Genomic DNA, 17,393 nt, shown 5'->3' with positions numbered 1-17,393 from the left:
ACGGGACCTCCGCCATGCGTCGCCTGCTCGTCGCGCTCTGCCTGCTCGCCGCAATCCTGTCGTCCGCGCGCGCATTTGCGCAAACACGCAGCTCGCTTGGGCCGCTCTGCACCACCGACACGACGCCGGCGGACCAGATGGTCGATGCCTGCACCAAGATCATCGCGCTGAAGGTTTTCAAAGGCGAGCAGCTCGCGACGGTCTATTTCTGGCGCGCGGTGGGCTGGAACAAGAAGGGCGATTACGCAAAGGTCGTCACTGACGCCACGGAAGCGATCCGGCTCCAGCCGAGCCAAGCAGCCTACAATCTCAGGGGATCGGCCTATTACGACAGGGGCGAGCACGAGATCGCCATCACCGATTTCGACGATGCGCTCAAGCTCGGCCCACCGAGCGGTATCATCTTCCACAATCGCGGCAATGCCTGGCGCGGCAAGGGTGACTACGCCAAGGCGATCGCCGATTACGACATGTCGATCAAGGCCGATCCCAGTTCGGCGTTCTCGTTCCAGAACCGCGGCATCGCCAAGGAGGCACTGGGCGATCTCGACGGCGCGCTGACCGACATCAACCAGGCGATCCGGCTCGACCCGTCGCTGCCGCAGCCGCTGATCAACCGTACCGCGATCTGGCGCGTCAGGGGCGATTACGATCGCGCGATTGCCGACGGCAGCGAAGCGATCCGGCTCGCGAAGGAGAAGCCGCCCGTCAACATCATGACGCCGCCGAACAGCGTTCTGATCTCGGGCTACACCCATCGTGCGCTGGCCTATGAGGCGAAAGGCGACTACGCGCACGCACGGGATGACTACAAGGCGACGCTGGCAATCGCGGCTTCCGATGCCGGCAGCAAGGCCAACCAGGCCACCGCAAAGGTGCGGCTGTCTCTGGTCACCGACGCGAACGTACCGATCCCGCGCGATGCGCCGTCACCAGTGACGCAGCCGGCACCGGCTCCTCAGCAGACGGGCGCGGCCCCCTCACCCGCGCCGGTCGCGCGTGGCACGCGCATGGCGCTGATCATCGGCAACGGCGCCTATGCGCATGTCAAGGCGCTGCCCAATCCGCCCAACGACGCGCGCGCCGTGGCCAGGAGTCTCCGCGACATCGGATTCACCGTGTCGGAAGGCGTCGATCTCGACCGCGCAGCGATGCAGAAGATGACCCGCGACTTTTTACGGGAGGCGGCGCGAGCGCAGGTCGTCGTGGTCTACTATGCCGGCCACGGCGTGCAGGTCGACGGCCGCAACTATCTCATCCCCATCGACGTCGAACTCAAGCCGGGCGCGAGCATGACGGACGCGATGATCGACATGGACACGATCATGGCCGGCCTCGACGACCAGGTCCGCACCAACATTCTGATCTTCGATGCCTGCCGCAACAATCCGATGGCACAGCAGGTCGCATCCACCGGTAGCAACCGCGCCATCGAGGGCGCTTCGGGCCTCGCAGCGCCGACGAGCCTCGGCGCCGGTGCGACGCTCGGCGCAGGCACGCTGATCGCCTTCGCCACAGCACCGGGCCAGGTCGCGCTCGACGGCGAAGGCGCCAACTCACCGTTCTCGGCCGCCCTCTCCCGTCACCTCGGAACGCCCGGCCTGGAGGTGCAGCAGATGCTGACGCGGGTGCGGGCCGAGGTGGTCTCGTCCACGAAAAGCAAGCAGGTACCGTGGTCGAACTCGTCGCTGCTGGGCGAGGTCTATCTGACGGAGAAGTAGGGCGGCGTTTGCTCCCCGCTAGTCAGGAGCGCGATGCCACGGCCGCTCGTTCGGTGTCATCGCCCGGCTCGACCGGGCGATCCAACACTCCGAGACGGCGAGAGATACGGAGAAGCCGCAGCGTACTGGATTCCCCGCCTGCGCGGGGAACGACAGCGGAGCAAAGAGCCTTACTGGCCCCAAACTTCCTTCGCGATCTCCACCGCGAGGCCGAGCTTGGCCCACTGCTCTTCCTCGGAGAGGACGTTGCCCTCCTCCGTCGACGCAAAACCGCACTGCGGGGAGAGTGCGAGTTGCTCCAGCGGTGCGAACTTGGCGGCTTCTTCCAGACGGCGCTTGATGTCGTCCTTCTTCTCGAGCTCGCCGAACTTCGAGGTGATGACGCCGACCACGACGACCTTGTTGCCCTTGGGCAGGAAGCGTAGCGGCTCGAAGCCACCGGCGCGGTCGCTGTCGTATTCCAGGAAGTAGCCGTCGTAATTGGTGCCGGCGAGCATGGTCTCGGCAACGGGCTCGTAGCCGCCTGAAGAAATCCAGGTCGAGCGGAAATTGCCGCGGCAGACGTGGGTGGTCACCACCATGTCGGCAGGCTTCTCGGCCAGCGCATAGTTGATGATGCGCGCATAGATCTGCTGCAGGCCTTCCGGATTGTCGCCGCGCTCGCGCGCCTTCTGCAATTCGTCCGGGGAGCAGAGATAGGCCCACACGGTGTCGTCGAACTGGAGATAGCGGCAGCCGGCGTCGTAGAACGCCTTGACCGCCTTGCGGTAGGTCTTGCCGAGGTCCTCGTAGAACGCGTCCAGATCAGGATAGACGTCCTTGGAGATCGCCTTGCGGCCGCCGCGGAAGTGCAGCACCGCGGGCGACGGGATCGTCATCTTGGCGGTGACGTGGGCCTGATCGGCGGACTTCTTCAGGAAGCGGAAGTGGTCCAGCATCGGGTGATCGTCGGGGAAATCGAGCTTGTCGATCACGCGCACCGCGTCGTGGCGGGTCTCCACGCCCGCGAACTGGATGCCGGCATCAGGGTGGAACAGCTCGCAGCCGGTGAGCTTGGCCAGGAAGTCGAAATGCCACCAGGAGCGGCGGAATTCGCCGTCGGTCGCGAGCTTCAGGCCGACCGAGGCCTGCTTGTGCACGACCTTCTCGATCTCGATGTCCTCGATCTTGCGCAGATCGTCGGCCGAAATCTCCCCCTTCTCCAGCCGGCTGCGGGCTTCCTTGATCTTGGCAGGACGCAGAAGGCTGCCGACCTCGTCGGCGCGGAAGGGTGCTTTGGTTCGCTGCATGTCGTCTAACTCCCGAAATTCTCTAGTGGGCGACCGCTCCTGCGACGCCGAGGTGGCGCTCCAGGACCGACGGGTCGGCCTTCAGCGCGGCGCTCGGGGCATCGTGGACGATCGTTCCGCGCTCCAATATCACAACGCGGTCGGCGAGCCCCAGAATCTTTTGGGCGTTCTGCTCGACTATGATCGAGCAGATGCCGCCGGCCCGGGCGATGGTGCCAATCGCCTTCAACAGTTCCTCGACGATGATGGGGGCAAGGCCCTCGGTCGGCTCGTCAAGGAGAAGCACTTTCGGGTTGAGGGTCAGCGCGCGACCGATCGCCAGCATCTGCTGTTCGCCGCCGGAAAGCTGGTTGCCAAAGTTGCCCCGCCGCTCCTTCAGCCGCGGGAACATCTCGTAGACCCTCTCGACGGTCCAGGGACCTGGCTGGGCCACCGCGGTCATGTTCTCTTCCACCGTGAGCGAGCGAAAGATGTTGCGTTCCTGCGGCACCCAGCCGATGCCGGCGCGCGCCCGCTGGTCGGGCCGCAAGGCCGTGACGTCGGTTCCGGCCAGTCCGACAGTGCCGGAAAAGCGGCGGGTGACGCCGACGATGGAGTTGATCAGCGTGGTCTTGCCGGTGCCGTTGCGCCCGAGGAGCGCCAGCACCTGGCCCTCGGCGAGGCGCAGCGACATGTTGGGCAGCACCACCGCCTCGCCATAGCCGGCGCGAAGCGAGTCGATCGCGAGGATGTCAGACATTGACCGGCTCCTCGCCGAGATAGACCGCCTTGACCTGCGGATCGCGCGCGACCTGCTCGGGCGGACCTTCGGTGAGCAGCGCGCCGGAGACCAGGACGGAGATGCGATCGGCAAAGGAGAAGACGAGATCCATGTCGTGCTCGATCAGCAGCACCGTCACGTCGCGCGGCAGGCTGCCTACGACGGCGAGAATGTCGTGGCGCTCGCTCTCGGGCACGCCGGCGGCGGGCTCGTCCAGCAGCAGCACGCGCGGCTTGCCCGCGATGGCGACCGCGATCTCGAGCAGGCGCTGCTTGCCGTAAGGCAGCGTCACCGTCTGCTCGTTCATGGCGTCGAGCAGATGGAAGCGCGTGAGGAGATCGGCGATCTCGTCGTTGACGTCGTTGCGCGTCCCCATCCGCCGCCACCAGTCACCACCATGGCCGAGGCGCTCGGAGACGGCCAAGCCAATGGTTTCGAGCGGGGTCAGGTCGGGATAGAGTTGGTTGATCTGGAAGGTGCGCGACAGGCCGCGCAGCACACGCTTGTGCACGGCAAGGTCCGTGATGTCCTGGCCTTCGAGCAGGATGCGCCCCGAGTTCGGCTTGAGCACGCCGGTGAGCTGGTTGATCACCGTGGTCTTGCCGGCGCCGTTCGGGCCGATCAGCGCATGGCGGGCGCCCTGCTCGATCTTCAGGGACAGATCGCGGGTGACGCGCAGGCCGCCGAACTGCTTTTCGAGATTTTGGGTTTCGAGCGCGATGGTCATGTGTCGCTCTCCGGAACGGCAACCACGGCCTTGCGCCCGGCAATCTGCCTGATGACCAGGTTCGGCACGTACAGCATCCAGCGATGCAGGCGCTGGCGGCCGACGAGCACAATCACGACCAGCACCAGGCCGATCCAGAACTGCCAGTATTGCGGGGTGATTGTGGAGAACAATTCCTGGAGCAGGCGGAACAGCACCGCGCCAACCAGCCCGCCATAGAGATAGCCGGTGCCGCCGATCACGAGCACCAGCATCAGGTCTGCCGAGCGCTCGAAGGCGAACACGTCGAGCGACGCGATCGCGGTGGTCTGGGCGAACAGCGCGCCAGCGATGCCGGCATAGAACGCCGCCAGCGTGTAGATCGCGATCAGGCGGCGGTTGACGGGGATGCCGATGGCGGCCGCGCGCAGCGGATTGTTCTTGATGGCCCGCAATGACAGGCCGAACGGCGAATGCACGACGCGGCGGGCGAACAGGAACAACAGGAACAGAACGGCGAGCGAATAGAAGAAACCGGTCTTGCCGAACATGTCGAACGGGACTTCGCCGAAGATCGGCTGCATCTCGATGCCCTGCAGTCCGTCGGTGCCGCCGGTGATGTTGGAGAAGCGTTCGGCCAGGGCTTCCAAGAGCAGCGCGATTCCGAGTGTCACCATCAGCCGGGTGAGATCGACGCCGCGGATCACCAGGAAGCTGGTGGCGAAGCCGAGCACCATCGCGGCAAGGCCGGCGACGACAAGGGCAAGCACGGGCTCGTTGATGATGCCGTGCAGCGCAAGAAGCCCCGCCGCATAGGCGCCGACGCCGAAGAAGGCGGCATGGCCGAGCGAGACGATGCCGGCGTAGCCGAGGATCAGATCGAGCGACATCGCAAACAGCGCCAGCCGCAGGATGTCAGTCATGATTAGATAGCGGGTGGGAAATGCGAAGCCGCAGGCCAGCACGATCAGCCAGAAAGCGGCCTCGCCATAGTGCCAGCGTGCCTGGCGCTGGGCGTGATAGCCGACGTCGGAAGAAGCGCTCATCGGCGAACTCAACGCGCGGCCGTGCGGCCGAACAGGCCGTTCGGGCGCCAGATCAGGATCACGATCATCATGGTGTAGATCACGAAAGGTCCCATCTTCGGCACGTAATATTTGCCGGCGACGTCGCCGATGCCGAGCAGAAGCGAGGCCAGGAACGGGCCGGTGATCGAGGACGAGCCGCCGACGGTGACCACGATCAGGAAGTAGATCATGAATTTCAGGGGAAAGTACGGATCGAGGCCGAGAATCTCGGCGCTCAGGGCGCCGCCGAGGCCGGCGAGGCCGCAACCAAAGGCAAAGGTGAATGCGAACACCTGCGGCACGTTGATGCCGAGACCGCTCGCGGCGCGGGGATCATCGACCGCGGCGCGCAGCCGGCTGCCGAACCGCGTCCTGGCCAGCACCATCTGGAGACCGATGGTGAGCAGCCCGCAGATCACGATGATCATCAGCCGATAGCGGCCGATGCCGACGCCGAACAGGTCGAACTGGCCCTGCAGCGCGGCCGGCAGGTTGATGAACACCCGCGACGAGCCCTGGACGTAGTCGACGGCCGCGACCGACATGAACGTGAGGCCGATGGTGAACAGCACCTGGTCGAGATGGCTGCGGGCATAGAGGTGACGGTAGAGCATGCGTTCGAGCACGATGCCGATCGCCGCCGACGAGACGAAGGCAAGCGGCAGCGCGGCGAAGAACGGCCAGCCCATCCGGTTGACCAGCACCATGCAGACATAACCGCCCGCCATGGCGAACGCGCCGTGGGCGAGATTGACGAAGTTCATCAGGCCGAGCGTGACCGCAAGCCCGCAAGCGAGCACGAACAGCAGCATGCCGTAGGCAACACCGTCGAACAAATTGGTCAGGATCGAGGTCATCGGGGGTCTTGGAATATCTCATGTTTAGTCGAGGGTGGCGCTACGCCCCCTCTCCCGCTTGCGGGAGAGGGTCGGGGTGAGGGTGTCTCCACAGAGAGGCTCCCAACGAGGTCACCGGCGCTTTGCGCCGACCTCTCCCGCAAGTGGGAGAGGTGCAGCGAGTTTGCGGCGAGCTACGCAAACAACACGTCCTTATTTCTTGGTCTTGCCGAGATCCTTGACGGCCTCGAAGGTCGCGAACTCGACATTGTAGAGCTCGCCGTCGACCTTCTCGACCTTGCGGATGTAGATGTTCTGCACGATGTCGCGGGTCTCGGGGTCGATCGAGATCGGACCGCGTGGGCTTTCCCACTTCTGGCCCTTCATGGCTTCGACCAGCTTGGTGCCGTCGGTGTCGCCATTGGTCTTCTTCAGCGCCTCGTAGATCAGGTGGATGCCGTCATAGCCGCTCACCGCCATGAAGCCCGGGCGGCTGCCGAACGCCTTCTTGTAGGCCGCGACGAAATCCTTGTTCATCGCGGACGGATGCGCCGCGGAATAGAGGTGCGCGGTGACCGTGCCGAGCACAGCGTCGCCCATGTTGTTGAGGAGGTCGTCGTCGGTGACGTCGCCGGGTCCGATCACCTTGATGCCGGCCTTGTCGAGGCCACGCTCGGCATATTGCTTCATGAAGTTGCCGCCCTGGCCGGCCGGCACGAACACGAAGATCGCGTCGGGTTTGGCATCCTTCATGCGCTGAAGGAACGGTGCGAAATCGGGATTGGCGAGCGGCGTCTTCACCTCCTCGACCACCTCGCCGCCGCCGGCGGTGAAGTTCTGCTTGAAGAAGTTGAGCGCATCATTGCCCGGCGCATAGTCCGAGGTCAGCGTCGCCACCTTCTTGATGCCGTTCTTCACCGCCCAGTCGGCGATGATGGTGGAGGACTGCGCGAGCGTGAAGCTGGTGCGCACGATATAGGGCGAGCGCTCGGTGATGATGGAGGTTCCGGCCGCCATCACGACTTCGGGAATCTTGGCTTGCGTCGCGAGCGGAGCCGCCGCGAGCGCGGCCGGCGTCACGCCGAAGCCGGCGATGAAGCTGACCTTGTCGTTGACGATCAGCTCCTGCGCGGCGGTCTTGGTCTTGTCCGGAATTGCCGCGTCGTCCTTGAGGATGATCTCGATCTTCTTGCCGGCGACGGTGTCGCCCTTCTGCTGCATGTAGAGCTTGATCGCGTTCTCGATCTGCTTGCCGGTCGAGGCCTGGCCGCCGGTCATCGGCAGGATCAGGCCCACCTTCACGGTGTCCTCCGCCGTGGCGGGCGCGACGGCCGCTACGCTCGCGATGGCGGCAAATGCAGCGATTGTTGAAAACTGCCTGCGTTTGAACATCAGATGTCCCTCCCCTTCATTCCCGATCTCTTGTGCGCCGGACCGAGTGCCCGGTCCTTGCCTTGAGTTTAGCTGACGCACGCGTGATGTCGCGCGCCACATGGCGTCTTTCGCGCCCTTATTGTCAATCGGACGTTTGGCGACCACTCGGCGCAAGCCGACGTCTCGCGGCCGACGCCAGGAAGCCATGTCGGGGTTACGTCGGGGTGACCTGGGCGCACCGATTACAATCGCGACTATTTGTACGATTGTACAAATAAAATGGACCTGTCAACGAAAAAGCCCCCTCGCCGACCAAGCCACTTTGTCGCGACCCCCTTGCCGAAGTCTAGAAGCGCGGCCCGCCGGGTGGATGGAGGATTTCGTCTTTCATTTGCATAATTTGAACATTGCCGCTGCCGTCAGTTCGGTAACATGCTACCTATCTCGAATAAGTCTATTTTACCTTGTTGAAGGCTAGGCTCATGGCGCCAGCCCAACCTGGCGTCCAACGCCACTGACCTCGCGCGCGCCGGTACAATGCCCAAGTCTTTTCGATCCCTCCTGATCCTCCTCGCACTCTCCGCGGGGCTGGCCGGTTGCGGCACCATCAACGAAAAGCTCTCGGCCGGCGCGGGCGACTACGTCCCGCAATGGGCCGGCGGCCTGCCGTCGGACGCTCCGCCGCGGGCCGGCACGCCGCAATATGATGCCTACATGAAGGAGCGCGAGCGCAAGCGGCTGATGCCGGCGGCCGATCGCGAGAAGGAAGAGCAGGCAGAGAAGGGCGCCACGGGCCCGGCTTCCGGCACCGCGGTGCGCTGACGGAGCGAGATGGCGAATAGGGAGTGGCGGATAAGGTCCGTTTTATATTCGCCACCCGCCACTCACCATTCGCTAATCCATGAACACCACGGTCTTGCGGCCGTTGAGGATGACGCGGTCGTCGAGGTGGTAGCGGATCGCACGCGCCAGCACGCGACGCTCGATGTCGCGCCCCTTTCGGACGAGATCTTCCGGCGTGTCGCGGTGGCTGATGCGCTCGACGTCCTGGTCGATAATCGGGCCCTCGTCGAGGTCACGCGTGACGTAATGGGCGGTGGCGCCGATCAGCTTGACGCCGCGCTCATGGGCCTGGTGATAGGGTTTTGCACCCTTGAAGCCGGGCAGGAACGAGTGGTGGATGTTGATGCAGCGCCCCGACAATTCTGCCGAGAGATCATCCGACAGGATCTGCATGTAGCGGGCGAGCACGACGAGATCGGTGCCGGTTTTCGCGACGAGATCGAGGATCTGCGCCTCCTGCTCGCGCTTGGTTTCCTTGGTAACGGGCAGATGGTGGAACGGGATGCCGCCGAAATCGAGCCCGTCATAGACCTCGCGCGGATGGTTGGAGACGATCGCCGCAAGCGTCATCGGCAGCTCGCGGGTACGCCAGCGGTAGAGGATGTCGACCAGGCAGTGGTCGGACTTCGACACCAGCAGCATCACCTTGCGATGCGCGGCGCGGTCGCGCATCTGCCACTCCATGCCGAAACGCTCGGCGATCGCGGCAAAGCCGGTCTGGAGCGCCGACAGCTCCACGGCGAGATCGGCCGCGGTGAACACCACCCGCATGAAGAACTTCTTGGTCTCGACGTCGTCGAACTGCTGGGCGTCGAGAATGTTCTGTCCGTTATGGGCCAGGAAGGTCGACACCGCCGAGACGATGCCGGGGCGATCCGGACAGGACAGGGTCAGGACATATTGATGATCGGGCATGGGCCTTGATGAAGGTTTGGGCAAAGGGTGCGGAACGACCTGCGATTTGCGCCCTGCTCTATCACCGACCCCACCCTTGCGCCAATCCCGCACGCGGAGTCAGGATGAACGTACCATTGCGATTGACTGACCGGAGCACACTCATGGCCGACCGCTTGAACGGCACCCGCATCCTGATCCTGGAAACGCGCGAGGAGGCGCAGTTTTCGAAGCTTCTGGCCGAGCAAGGCGCCGAGGTCGTGCAATGCCCGATGTTCACGATCGAGGATGCGCCGGACCCCGCCCCGGTCGAGGCCTGGATTCGCCGCGCTATCGACAAGCCGTTCGACGACCTCGTGCTGATGACCGGCGAAGGACTGCGGCGGATCATGAAGCTCGGGCGCACCCGCGGGCTCGACCAGGCTCTCGTGGCGTCGCTTGCCAAATCGCGAAAATTCACCCGCGGCCCCAAGCCGGGCAAGGCGCTGCGCGAGAACGGACTCGAGGCGCAGCAGACCACGGAGAAGCCGACCACCGAGGGCGTGATCGAGATGCTGGGCAAGCTCGATCTGAAAGGGCATCGCCTCGGCCTCCAGCTCTATCCCGACAAGGATCACAGCACACTGACCGGCGCACTCGCCGCGCAAGGCGCCGAAGTCGATACCGTGCTGCCTTATGTCTACGATACCAAGGCAGCGGATGCCAACATCGTCGCCGCCATCGACGACATGGCGCACGGACGAATCGATTCCATCGCGCTGACCAATCTCGGCCAGGTCCGCCGCCTGATCGAGGCCGCGAAAGCGCATGGCAGCGAAGCGAAGCTGCGTACGGGATTCGAACGGACGCTGATTGCCTCGGTGGGCCCGGCGGTCTCCGGCGAGCTCGCCGCGCACGGCCTGCGCACCGACGTCTTGCCGGCGGACGAAGCCTATTTCATGCGGCCGCTGATCTCGGCGATGGCTGCGGCGCTGGCGGAACGAAAGCAGCAAACCACGGCGAGCTAGGAGCCGAGCGCAGAGGCAGCCTGCGGCGGCTCCGATTGACACGACCTTCACCAGCGCTACGTTGCCGGACGCAAACGAGAAACACCGAGGGAAGGGTATCGCCGTGATCCGCGTCATCACGTCTTGAGCACAGGCGCACGACCTTCCGCACTCGCGCCATTCCGGATCCGCAACTATCGCTTCCAGTGGCCATCCGACCTGCTCACCTCCTGGGCGTTCGAGATCGAGACGCTGGTGCTCGGCTGGTACATCCTGGTCGAGACAGGATCGGTATTGCTGCTGACCATCCTCGCGTCGCTGCAATATGTCGGAACGCTGGTTGCACCGGCACTCGGGATGATCGGCGACCGCATGGGTCATCGCGATCTCCTTGTCGTGCTCCGCCTCACCTATACGGCGCTCGCCTCGACCATCATGGCGCTCGCGTTGACCGGCCGTCTGGCACCGCTCAACGTCATGATCATCGTGGCGATCATGGGCCTGATCCGCTCCTCCGATCTCGGCATTCGCAGCGCGCTGCTCGCCGACATCATGCCGGCCGAGCGGCTAGTGGGCGCAATCGGACTGTCACGCACGACCCAGGATAGCGCGCGCATCGCCGGAGCGCTGACCGGAGCCGGACTGTTTGCCGCGCTCGGCATTGGGCTCGTCTATGCGGCGGTCGCGAGCCTCTACCTCGCGGCCGCGATCCTCATGTCCTGCCTGACCCGGCCAAAACGGACTGTCACCACCAGCGATCTACCGGCCAACGGCCACGCAGTACTGCGGCTGCTGGGCGACCTCAAGGAGGGGATCGTCTATGCCTGGAGCGGTCCGGGAATGCGCGCGGCGCTGTGCGTCGCCTTCCTGGCCAATCTCACCGCCTTTCCCTTCACCGGCGGATTGTTGCCCTACATCGCGCGCGAGATCTTCCATACTGACCAGACTGGCCTCGGTTATCTCTCGGCGAGCTTCGCCGTCGGCTCGCTGATCGGCTCGATCACGCTCAGCCTCGTCGGCGGACTGCGCATTGCCCGGCTTCTGATCGGCGCGACGCTGGCCTGGTACGCCATGCTGCTGGTGTTCGTCGAGATCAGGACCATTCCGGTCGCGATGGCCTGCCTCGTGCTCGCCGGCATCGCCCAGAGCATGTCGATGATCTCGGCGGCCGTGATCCTGATGCGCACCGCCAGCGCACATCTGCGCGGCCGCGTCATGGGCGTGCGCATGATGGTGATCTACGGCTTGCCGATCGGATTGCTCGCGGCCGGCAGCCTGATCGACATCATCGGCTATTCCGCGACGGGTTCGCTCTATGCCGCCGCGGGCTTCATCGCCATGCTGGCGATCTCGATCCGCTGGCGCGCCGACCTCTGGCCGCTGCACGCACCCGCTAATGCGCGGTAGGGGAATGTCGCAGGACTTCCGCGTCGGGCCAGCAGCAGACTTCATGGTCTGCAAACCCTAGTTCTCGGAGGGCTGCCAACTCATGGCGCCTTTGTGCTACCTTAGCGGGCATGTCACCCTTCAGCATTCGTCATCTCCAACGCTGCGATCGTTGTTTTGATTGCGTATCTCAATATGAAATCGCGAAATCTGCCGCGGCACAAAACGAGCGAGGACTTTGCAGGCGATGGCTGTGTCAGAAGAAAGATTACCCGCTGGCGGCTTTGCTCATCTGGTCCCGGAAATGGATGTGTTCGACCTGCATCAGAGCATAACGTTCTGGTGTGATATCCTCGGCTTCCGGATCGCTTATCAGCGGCCTGAAAGTCAATTCGTGTACTTGGAGTTTCAGGGTGCGCAGGTCATGCTCAGACAGCACAGTGGTCATTGGCAAACTGGTGTTTTGGACCGACCACTGGGGCGCGGTATCAACTTCCAAATCTTTGTCGGCTCCGTCGCGCCACTTCTCGACGCTTTAAAGAATGCAGAATGGCCGCTCTACAGGGAATGTCACGATGCCTGGTATCGGATTGCCGGTGAGGAGCGAGGCAACAGGCAGTTTTTGGTGCAGGACCCCGACGGCTACCTTCTGCGCTTCGCGCAAGACTTGGGAAAAAGATAGCTTTCAACCGAGCAATCCCACTTGGGGGGTGACCGCTCGGGGTCAAAAGCAGTCGATGAGGACCGAGCGGTGCGACTTCGGCTTAAGCGTCTGAAGCCCACTTTATGAGTACACGCCCTAGTCTCCATACCCACGCAGCCGATCGATATCCAAGATCGTCACCCCGCCATATTCGAGCCGGAGCAAGCCCTCCTTCTCCAGCCTGTTCAGCGCGCGATTGGCATTCTGCCGGGACATGCCGGAGAGCGCGCCGATCTCCTCCTGGGTGATCTCCAGATGCGCGGTCGATTCCGGATAGAGGATCGGGTTGAACAGCGAGGCGATGCTGCGGGCGAGGCGCGCGGTGGCATCGAGCGTGCGGTTGACCTCGAGCATGCCGATGAACTGGCCGAGCCGCTCGTTGAGCTGGCGTACCAGGAAGCGGTTGAAGCCGACGCTGTTCTCGAACAGCCACATGAAGGCGCTGCGCTCCATCAGCGCGATGCGGCTGTTGCGCAGCGCGACCACGTCATAGCGGCGCGGCTCGTTCTTGAGCACGCTGCCTTCGCCGAACCAGGCCCCGGCCGTCAATCCGGCAAGGCTGGTCTCCTTGCCGTCGCGCGAGACCCCGCCCATCCGGGCCAGGCCAAAGACCATGCCGGCCCAGTAATCGAACGTGTCGCCGCGCATGAACACGGTCTCGCCGGTGCCGAACGACCGCTCCGTGATCCCGGTACGCGCGACCTCGATCTCCGCTTGCGTGAGCTCGCGCGACCAGGCGGCGACGCGCTTCAGTTGATCCTCTGAAATCATGATCCCGAAGCCAGCCGCACCGTACGTCACTCCTTCTGCTGCAATGCAGCATGCTTGTTTCGACCACCATCCGACGAAAGACGGAGGCTGCTATCGCCCGAAAACTTTGTCGCAGAATTGTCAGCCGGGAGACATTTCTAAATAGCGCTTTCCCCTATTGAGGACCACCTTGGACGATGCGGCTTTTGATCCCAAAGGGGAACGAGAGTGGCGCGGCTCGGTCGGGACCATCTGCTGCATGGCCTGACCGGCACAGCCGTACTAGGATCGCCCAAGAGAAACGGACGAAGAGCGCCACTGAATGCGCCATCACCGGGAGGGATTCGTTTGGTGGCTACCAGTCTTGAAGTGCGCGGCGTGTCCTTGCGATTCGGCGGCGTTCGTGCACTGACCGATGTCGGCTTCGCCATCAGGGAAGGCGAGCTGTTCTCGATCATCGGTCCTAACGGCGCCGGCAAGACCTCGATCGTGAACTGCATTTCCGGCCGCTACAAGCCGACCGAAGGCCAGCTGTTCTACCGGGGCCGCGACATCACCGGCCTGACGCCCAATGCGCGCGCTTCGCTCGGCATCGGCCGCACCTTCCAGAACCTGGCGCTATTCCACCATATGAGCGTGCTCGACAACATCATGGTCGGCCGCCATCACCTGTTGAAGAACAATTTCCTCACGGGCTCGCTGTACTGGCTCACCGGTGCGCGCAAGGAAGAGCTCGAGCATCGCCGCAAGGTTGAGGAGATCATCGACTTCCTCGACCTGCAGTCTGTGCGAAAAGCGCCAGCTGGCACCCTCTCCTACGGCCTGCGCAAGCGCGTGGAGCTGGCGCGCGCCATGGCCCTGGAACCGCGTCTCATTCTCCTTGACGAGCCCATGGCCGGCATGAACTTCGAGGAAAAGGAGGACATGGCCCGCTACATCGTCGACCTCAACGAGGAGTTCGGGATGACGGTGGTGATGATCGAGCACGACATGGGCGTGGTGATGGATATCTCCCACCGCGTCATGGTGCTGGATTTCGGCCGCAAGATCGCCGAGGGCGATCCGGCCGCCGTGCTCGCCGATCCCCACGTCAGGCGCGCCTATCTCGGCGAGGAGGACGAGGTGCTGGTCGATCCCGACGATGCCTCGCCGGCGCAGGAGAGCGCGGCATGATGGATTACGCGGGCCGCGTCGCGCAGGCCGACACCTATCCGAAGATGCTCCGGCTCAACGCGAAGGAGTACGGCAACGAGATCGCGTTGCGCGAAAAGGATCTCGGGCTCTGGCGCCCCTTCACCTGGAATGACTACCACACCCGCGTGCGCGACTTTGCACTCGGCCTCGTCGAATTGGGCTTGGGGCGCGAGGATGTCGTCGGCATCATCGGCGACAACCGGCCGGACTGGGTCGCTGCGGAAATTGCGACTCACGCGATTGGTGGCCTCAGCCTCGGGCTCTATCGCGACGTGCTGGATGAAGAGGCCGCCTATCTCCTCACCTATGGCGAGGCCCAGCTCGTCTTCGCCGAGGACGAGGAGCAGGTCGACAAGCTGCTTGCGCTGGCCGAGCGCGTGCCGCGGCTCAAGCACATCATCTATTCCGATCCGCGCGGCATGCGGAAATATGACGACCCGCGGCTGATGTCGGCCGAGAAATTCGCCGAGCTCGGCCGCGCTCGCGCCACGCGCGAGCCCGAGCTTTACGACCGGCTCGTCGATGCCACCAAGGGCGAGGACGTCGCGATTCTCTGCACCACGTCGGGCACCACCTCGCACCCGAAGCTTGCGATGCTCGCCGCCGGCCGCGTGCTCGGCCATTGCGCGACCTACCTCTCTTTCGACCCGAAAGGGCCGGACGACGAATACGTCTCGGTGCTTCCACTACCGTGGATCATGGAGCAGGTCTATGTGCTCGGCAAAGGCCTGCTCTGCCGGATGAAGATCAACTTCGTCGAGGAGCCCGAAACCATGATGAACGATCTGCGCGAGATCGCGCCGACGTTTGTCCTGTTTGCACCGCGCGTCTGGGAATCGATCGCAGCCGACGTCCGCGCCAGGGTGATGGACGCGACGCCGTACAAGCAATACCTGTTCGACATCGGCATGAAGTCGGGTCTCACCGCGCTCGCAGACGGCAAGCGTTCCGGCTTTGCCGACGCGATCCTGTTCCGCGCACTGCGCGACCGCCTCGGCTTCACCCGCCTGCGTTCGGCCGCGACCGGCGGCGCTGCGCTGGGGCCCGAGACCTTCAAGTTCTTCCAGGCCATGGGCGTGCCGTTGCGCACACTCTACGGCCAGACTGAGCTGTTAGGTGCCTATACGCTGCATCCCGAGGGCAAGGTTGATCCTGATACCACCGGCGTGCCGATGGCCGGCAGCGTCGAGATCCGAATCGACAATGCCGACGTCCACGGCGTCGGCGAGATCGTGGTGCGGCATCCCAACATGTTCCTCGGCTACTACAAGAATCCGGAGGCAAGCGTCGCCGACATCAGGGACGGCTGGATGCTGTCCGGTGACGCCGGCTATTTCAACGCCAACCGCCAGCTCGTCGTCATCGACCGCATCAAGGATCTGGCGGAGACCTCGCGCGGCGAGCGCTTCTCGCCGCAGTTCATCGAGAACAAGCTGAAGTTCTCGCCCTATATCGCCGAGGCCGTGGTGTTGGGGGCCGGCCGTGATGCACTCGCGGCGATGATCTGCATCCGCTACTCCATCATCTCGAAATGGGCCGAGAAGAACCGGCTCTCCTTTACGACCTACAGCGATCTCGCCTCGCGGCCCGAGGTCTACGCGCTGCTCCGGAAGGAGGTGGAGACCGTCAACGTCACGCTGCCGCCGGCGCAGCGCATCTCCCGCTTCCTGCTGCTCTACAAGGAGCTCGACGCCGACGACGGCGAGCTCACCCGCACGCGAAAAGTGCGCCGCAGTGTCATCAACGAAAAATACGAAGGCATCATCGACGCGATCTACCGCGGCGACGCCGACATCCCCGTCGACACCGTGATCCGTTTCCAGGACGGCACCACGCAGCGCGTGCGAACGACGCTGCGGGTGGTGGATCTGGGTGGACCGCGGCAGCTCGCGGAGGCCGCGGAGTGAGCACGCTTCCGATACAGAGTGCGTTGCCGATCGATGACCCCTCTTCCCCGCCAGCGGGGAGAGGCGAAGGACACCATATCCCATGAACACCGCCTTCCTCATTCAGCTCCTGGTCAACGGCCTCGTGGTCGGCACGCTCTATGGCGTGGTCGCGATGTCGTTCGTGCTGATCTATAAGGCGACGCAGGTCGTCAATTTCGCGCAAGGCGAGCTCTTGCTGGTCGGCGCCTGGGTATGCTGGGCGCTGCTCGCGAAATACCAGGTGCCGTTCTGGATCGGCATGCCGATGACGCTGGTGTTCATGTTCATGTTCGGCATCGCGATCCAGGTCCTGATCCTGAGACCGATGATCGGCGAGCCCATCATCTCGGTCATCATGGTGACGATCGGCCTGTCCACCGTGCTGCAGGCGACGCTGAAATGGATGTTCGGCGTCAATCCGCAGCCGTTCCCGCGCGTGTTCGAAAGCCAGTCGGTCAGCCTGTTTGGGCTCCAGATCCAGACCGTCTATATCATGAGCCTCGTGGTGTCGGTGGCGATGATGATCGGCATGGCCTGGTTCTTCCGCGTCTCCAAATACGGCCTTGCGATGCGCGCCACCGCGTTCAACCAGCAGGTGGCGCAATCGCTCGGCATTTCCGTCAAGAGCGTGTTCGCAATGGCCTGGGCGATCTCGGCGACAGTCTCGGCGGTCGCGGGCATCGTGGTCGCCGTGGTGAACGGCGTGTCCTCGGGACTGGCCGGCTATGGCATCAAGGTGTTTCCGGCGGCGATCCTCGGCGGGCTCGATTCCGTCGGCGGCGCCGTGCTCGGCGGCATCATCATCGGGCTGCTCGAGAACATCGCGCAATATGTCGACAGCGAATATCTGCACTGGGGCAATCTCTACGAGATCGCGCCGTTCTACGTCCTCATCATCGTGCTGATGATCAAGCCCTATGGCCTGTTCGGCACCCACGACATCGAGCGGATCTGAT

General features: G+C 63.8%; 16 protein-coding genes. 8 read left to right on the top strand and 8 right to left on the bottom strand.

The window, feature by feature from the left end:
* Positions 1-14 precede the first annotated feature (14 nt).
* Entirely contained in the window at positions 15-1,721 is a 1,707-nt protein-coding gene (locus IVB31_RS25260) for a caspase family protein (protein WP_247329136.1), read from the top strand.
* A gap of 170 nt (positions 1,722-1,891) precedes the next feature.
* Here the strand turns inward: IVB31_RS25260 and IVB31_RS25255 are convergent, their stop codons facing one another.
* The 6 genes from IVB31_RS25255 to IVB31_RS25230 all read right to left on the bottom strand — a co-directional run bounded on the left by IVB31_RS25255 (position 1,892) and on the right by IVB31_RS25230 (position 7,771).
* Positions 1,892-3,010, bottom strand: coding sequence for a cobalamin-independent methionine synthase II family protein (locus tag IVB31_RS25255; RefSeq protein ID WP_247329134.1), 1,119 nt, complete (start codon positions 3,008-3,010; stop codon positions 1,892-1,894).
* 22 nt (positions 3,011-3,032) lie between these two features.
* Complete coding sequence (locus IVB31_RS25250) at positions 3,033-3,749, bottom strand: ABC transporter ATP-binding protein (protein WP_247329132.1); 717 nt, start codon at positions 3,747-3,749, stop codon at positions 3,033-3,035.
* On the bottom strand, positions 3,742-4,497 hold the full coding sequence (locus IVB31_RS25245) for an ABC transporter ATP-binding protein (protein ID WP_247329129.1): 756 nt from the start codon (positions 4,495-4,497) through the stop codon (positions 3,742-3,744). Before IVB31_RS25245 ends, IVB31_RS25250 begins: the two co-directional genes overlap by 8 nt.
* Positions 4,494-5,522, bottom strand: a complete 1,029-nt coding sequence (locus IVB31_RS25240; RefSeq protein WP_247329127.1) for a branched-chain amino acid ABC transporter permease — start codon at positions 5,520-5,522, stop codon at positions 4,494-4,496. Before IVB31_RS25240 ends, IVB31_RS25245 begins: the two co-directional genes overlap by 4 nt.
* Positions 5,523-5,530: 8 nt before the next feature.
* The gene (locus IVB31_RS25235; protein ID WP_247329125.1) at positions 5,531-6,400 is read right to left on the bottom strand and encodes a branched-chain amino acid ABC transporter permease; all 870 of its coding nucleotides are present in this window, start codon (positions 6,398-6,400) and stop codon (positions 5,531-5,533) included.
* A gap of 192 nt (positions 6,401-6,592) precedes the next feature.
* On the bottom strand, positions 6,593-7,771 hold the full coding sequence (locus tag IVB31_RS25230; RefSeq protein WP_247329123.1) for an ABC transporter substrate-binding protein: 1,179 nt from the start codon (positions 7,769-7,771) through the stop codon (positions 6,593-6,595).
* Between the two features lie 519 nt (positions 7,772-8,290).
* Between IVB31_RS25230 and IVB31_RS25225 the strand changes: the two genes are divergently transcribed.
* On the top strand, positions 8,291-8,575 hold the full coding sequence (locus IVB31_RS25225; protein ID WP_247329121.1) for a hypothetical protein: 285 nt from the start codon (positions 8,291-8,293) through the stop codon (positions 8,573-8,575).
* 72 nt (positions 8,576-8,647) lie between these two features.
* On the opposite strand, the gene purU is transcribed toward IVB31_RS25225, so the two are convergent.
* A complete protein-coding gene (gene purU, locus IVB31_RS25220; RefSeq protein ID WP_247329117.1) occupies positions 8,648-9,511 on the bottom strand; it encodes a formyltetrahydrofolate deformylase in 864 nt (287 codons plus the stop codon).
* 143 nt (positions 9,512-9,654) lie between these two features.
* On the opposite strand from purU, the gene IVB31_RS25215 reads away from it, so the two are divergent.
* The 3 genes from IVB31_RS25215 to IVB31_RS25205 all read left to right on the top strand — a co-directional run bounded on the left by IVB31_RS25215 (position 9,655) and on the right by IVB31_RS25205 (position 12,544).
* Positions 9,655-10,497, top strand: coding sequence for a uroporphyrinogen-III synthase (locus IVB31_RS25215; RefSeq protein ID WP_247329114.1), 843 nt, complete (start codon positions 9,655-9,657; stop codon positions 10,495-10,497).
* Between the two features lie 123 nt (positions 10,498-10,620).
* Positions 10,621-11,883, top strand: a complete 1,263-nt coding sequence (locus IVB31_RS25210; protein ID WP_247329111.1) for an MFS transporter — start codon at positions 10,621-10,623, stop codon at positions 11,881-11,883.
* A 226-nt stretch (positions 11,884-12,109) separates the two neighbouring features.
* The gene (locus tag IVB31_RS25205) at positions 12,110-12,544 is read left to right on the top strand and encodes a VOC family protein (protein ID WP_247329108.1); all 435 of its coding nucleotides are present in this window, start codon (positions 12,110-12,112) and stop codon (positions 12,542-12,544) included.
* 117 nt (positions 12,545-12,661) lie between these two features.
* On the opposite strand, the gene IVB31_RS25200 is transcribed toward IVB31_RS25205, so the two are convergent.
* The gene (locus IVB31_RS25200; protein ID WP_247329104.1) at positions 12,662-13,336 is read right to left on the bottom strand and encodes a Crp/Fnr family transcriptional regulator; all 675 of its coding nucleotides are present in this window, start codon (positions 13,334-13,336) and stop codon (positions 12,662-12,664) included.
* 330 nt (positions 13,337-13,666) lie between these two features.
* Between IVB31_RS25200 and IVB31_RS25195 the strand changes: the two genes are divergently transcribed.
* The 3 genes from IVB31_RS25195 to IVB31_RS25185 all read left to right on the top strand — a co-directional run bounded on the left by IVB31_RS25195 (position 13,667) and on the right by IVB31_RS25185 (position 17,392).
* Positions 13,667-14,488, top strand: coding sequence for an ABC transporter ATP-binding protein (locus IVB31_RS25195; protein ID WP_247329101.1), 822 nt, complete (start codon positions 13,667-13,669; stop codon positions 14,486-14,488).
* Positions 14,485-16,416 (top strand): long-chain fatty acid--CoA ligase, encoded by a 1,932-nt coding sequence (locus IVB31_RS25190; protein ID WP_247329099.1) that lies wholly within the window; start codon positions 14,485-14,487, stop codon positions 16,414-16,416. The genes IVB31_RS25195 and IVB31_RS25190 overlap by 4 nt, the downstream gene beginning before the upstream one ends.
* An 82-nt stretch (positions 16,417-16,498) precedes the next feature.
* A complete protein-coding gene (locus IVB31_RS25185) occupies positions 16,499-17,392 on the top strand; it encodes a branched-chain amino acid ABC transporter permease (protein ID WP_247329097.1) in 894 nt (297 codons plus the stop codon).
* Position 17,393: the final 1 nt, after the last annotated feature.

Origin of the sequence: Bradyrhizobium sp. 21 (assembly GCF_023073335.1) — a bacterium.
GTDB lineage: Bacteria > Pseudomonadota > Alphaproteobacteria > Rhizobiales > Xanthobacteraceae > Bradyrhizobium.
The sequence above is the reverse complement of the archived record's forward strand: the minus strand, read 5'-3'. Positions and strand labels throughout refer to the sequence as shown.